At 63.8% G+C, this 3432-nt stretch carries 5 protein-coding genes and 1 pseudogene; 3 read left to right on the top strand and 3 right to left on the bottom strand.

Features of this window, described 5'->3' with window-relative positions; genetic code table 11:
- The 3 genes from PGX04_RS08545 to PGX04_RS08535 all read right to left on the bottom strand — a co-directional run.
- Window positions 1–387: 5-oxoprolinase subunit C family protein (locus tag PGX04_RS08545; RefSeq protein ID WP_377042379.1), on the bottom strand; the 387-nt coding region annotated here is incomplete at its 3' end.
- Window positions 384–1286 (bottom strand): 5-oxoprolinase subunit B family protein, encoded by a 903-nt coding sequence (locus PGX04_RS08540; RefSeq protein WP_273738118.1) that lies wholly within the window; start codon window positions 1284–1286, stop codon window positions 384–386. The genes PGX04_RS08545 and PGX04_RS08540, both read right to left, overlap by 4 nt.
- 248 nt (window positions 1287–1534) lie before the next feature.
- Window positions 1535–1732 (bottom strand): hypothetical protein, encoded by a 198-nt coding sequence (locus PGX04_RS08535; protein WP_273738117.1) that lies wholly within the window; start codon window positions 1730–1732, stop codon window positions 1535–1537.
- 233 nt (window positions 1733–1965) lie between these two features.
- Here PGX04_RS08535 and PGX04_RS08530 point away from each other — a divergent pair, with 233 nt between their 5' ends.
- The 3 genes and pseudogenes from PGX04_RS08530 to PGX04_RS08520 all read left to right on the top strand — a co-directional run.
- Window positions 1966–2322: a DUF5789 family protein gene (locus PGX04_RS08530; protein WP_273738116.1), complete on the top strand. Its 357-nt coding sequence runs from the start codon at window positions 1966–1968 to the stop codon at window positions 2320–2322.
- Window positions 2323–2535: 213 nt separating this feature from the next.
- Entirely contained in the window at window positions 2536–3147 is a 612-nt protein-coding gene (locus tag PGX04_RS08525) for a translation initiation factor IF-2 subunit beta (protein WP_180842191.1), read from the top strand.
- A gap of 108 nt (window positions 3148–3255) precedes the next feature.
- Window positions 3256–3432, top strand: a pseudogene (locus PGX04_RS08520) (HAD family hydrolase); the annotation flags it as partial.

Genomic DNA, 3432 nt, shown 5'->3' with positions numbered 1-3432 from the left:
CGATCGGCTGTCCATCACTTCGGGGACGTCGACGCCGCCGGCCACCGCGAGGTAGGCTCGTGCCCCCTCGGTCGCGAACGCCAGCTCGAGTTCGTCGCCGGCGTCGACGGCGACGGTCTCCCACGTGTCGATCGGGTCGCCGTTGAGGCTGGGCGACATGTCAGCACCGGTGATCGCGATCACGGCGTCGTCTCGGAACGTCGCGGTGATGCCCTGATACGTCATTTCGACGGTCGCCGCGTCGGCGTCGTTCCCGACGAGGTAGTTCGCGACCGTGTGGGCGTAGCGGTCCATCGCGCCCGACGGCGGCATGCCGATGTGGTAGTGGCCGGTGCGACCGAGGTCCTGTACCGTGCTCGCGATGCCGCCCTCCTCGATTTCGATCATTCTACCACCTCCATGAGCCGCTCGTTGTACTCGGCCGGTGACTCGAAGAACTCCTCCGGTGAGAAACGGACATCTCCGTAATTGTACTCGTAGGTGCCGGCTTCGACCTCCTCGCGGATCGCGTCGTACTCCTCGCGATCGATCCGTCTGTAGTTCAGGATGTCACCGGGGTTCAGGAACACCATCGAATCGCGGAAGTCGGGGAGGGTCTGTTCGGTGTCGAGCACTTCGATCGGCGTCCGCCCGTACAGCTGGTAGCCGCCGGCCCCCTGCACCGGATAGATGACCGAGAACGCGCCGCCGAAGCCGACCGCGCGACTCGGCGTGTCGGTTCGGGGCTCGACGTACTTGGGAACTTCCAACTGCTGGCTCCGCGGGACCATCTGGAAACACCACGGCAGCCCCGGGACGAACCCGACCATCGTGACCAGATGGGGCGCGCCGACGAAAGCGTCGATGAACGATTCGACGCCGTCGAAGCCGTTGAGTTCCGCCGAGTACTCGAGGTCGGTCGCGTCGGGGTCCTGATGGCGCTCGCGAAACTCCATGAGCGTGTCGTGGGTCCACGGATCCTCGAACAGGACCGGTACGTCGATGAGACGCGTCTCCCACTCGTAGTTCTCGAGATCGATCTCGGACTCGATCTCTTCGAGCTCCGCGATCAGGTCGTCTGGGTGGATGATCTCCGGATCGATACGGAGCATGTAGGACGCGTTGGCCGGGCAGTTTTCGACGACGCCGTCGATATCTCGCTCGGCGACCTGCTGGGTGATCGCCATCGCCTTGAAATTGGCGGTGAAACTCATTTCCTCCGCGAGCTCGACGAACACGTGATCGTCCGCTCCGTACTCGTAGCGCGGTTCGGGAAGGTCGACGGGTGTGATCCGTTCGTTCTCCATGCCGTGTGATGACAATTCAGACCTCAACTATGAATAGATATTGGTGCCTGACCAATATTACCACAGTATCCTGAACCAAATCCGACTAGGGTTCGAGATGGAGAACGAAGTGCGATATCACGACGGCTTCGCGCGTGTTCTCGACGGCTCTACGCGGCGCCGTCGTCCCGTTCAGCAGAACCGTATAGAGGGATCGATATCGGGTTCCAGCAGCCAGTGCGAACGCTACCGATTGCCCCGCGAGGAGGTCACTCGTCCGAGTCGTCCTCGAGCGAGAGATCCGAGAGCGAATCGTCGACGGCGGTGAAATCCGTTCCGCCGCACCGACACCCGTCCCTGCGACCGATCGGGCGAATCTTATCGTCGGACAGCTCGAGTGCCGCGTAGAGCGATCCGCACTGTTCGCACGCGGCTATCGTTCGTCGATTGTCGTCGCTATCGTCCATATCGCCAGTGACACGTCGGGAAAGCGAGTACAAGTACCCGCCGTGAGGAGCCGAGTGACATCGACGTCGTTACTTCGATCGAAACAACACCGATCGCGAGCTCGAGCGCGCGGTCGTCCCGGAGTTCGCGGCGACGAATCGACGGCGGAAGCGACCGCGATTGACGGCCGTCCGCCGCAGGCCCCGCGAGCGCCGGCCGGCCGCTTTTCCGACGGGTCGGGATACCACCACCTATGAGCAACGACGGGCCGAACCGAGACCGCGCGCAAGATCGCGCCGAACAACGCAAATCCGAGCGGGCCGACCACACGGAATCGATCCTCGAGGACGTCGAACGCCACCTCGGCGAGATGGAGTATCCGGTGACCAGCGAGGAGCTCGCCTCGGAGTACGCCGACCAGCCGATCGATATGCCCAACGAAACGGAGTCGCTGGGCAGCGTCTTCGACCGGCTGGCCGACGAGCAGTACGACTCTCCGGAGGCGGTTCGCGAGGCCGCCTACGGTGAGCTCACGGGTGAGGCCGGGAGCCCCAACGAGGCCAACGCCGAGCGCGATCTCGACGAACTGGACGAGGAGAAACAGGGATAGCTCGGCGAGAGCGGCGGCTGCACGCACTGAGCCCGCGGGATCTCACCGCATCGATCCGTCCCACTACCGTCGCCGCTGAAAGTCACTGCACACCCGATCGCATAGCCGACGTGCGATCGGGTACGAGTCGTTTCAGTGGCTACGATATCGCCGAGCCACCGGGCAGATCGTGATAGCAGAACGGATTTACGTTCCCAACACCTGTTCTCGCGTATGGATTACGAAGCGAGTCTCGACCGAGCGATGGAGGACGTCCCCGATATCGGGGGCGACGAAGAGCGGCTACAGATCCCCGACCCGCAGCCCCAGAAGGACGGCGCGTTTACGCGCGTCACGAACCTCGACGAGATCGCCGACGTGCTCTCCCGGGACACGGAGCATCTCCACCGGTTCATCCAGCGCGAACTGGGGACCAGCGGCAAACTCGAGAACGGCCGCGGCCGGTATAACGGCACTTTCTCGCAGACGGACCTCAGCGCGGCGATCGACGCCTACGTCGACGAGTACGTCCTCTGTTCGGAGTGTGGCCTGCCGGACACGCGCCTCGTCCGCGAGGACAGAACGCCGATGTTGCGCTGTGACGCCTGCGGTGCGTTCCGACCGGTCACCAAGCGCTCGACCAGCAGCCAGCAGCAACAACAGCAAGACGCCGTCGAAGAGGGCCAGACCTACACGGTCGAAATCACCGGTACGGGCCGCAAGGGCGACGGCGTTGCGGAGAAGGGGAGCTACACGATCTTCGTCCCCGGTGCCGAAGAGGGCGACGTCGTGGAGATCTACATCAAGAACATCTCTGGCAACCTCGCGTTCGCCCGACTCGACTGAGGCGGATTCGAGTCCGCGCCCGTTCGGCTCGAGCGGTCTACTGCGCGACGTGCCGACCCGCACCGTCGGATCGAGGAATTAAAGTCAGCTTGTTCTAGTCACAGTTATATGGGAGTATCGTTCGACCTCTTCGGGACGCTCGTGACTGCCGACCGGCCGGACGATCCGGCCGCAGCCGTCGCGACCGAACTCGCCAAGCGGGACGTGACGGTACCCGACGACTGGGCTGCGGCCTACGCGGAGCCACACGTCGACGCGCCCGACGGCGCTGAAGTGCCGCTGCCG

Source organism: Natrinema soli, from assembly GCF_028618695.1.
This window is presented reverse-complemented; position numbering and strand designations above follow the sequence as displayed.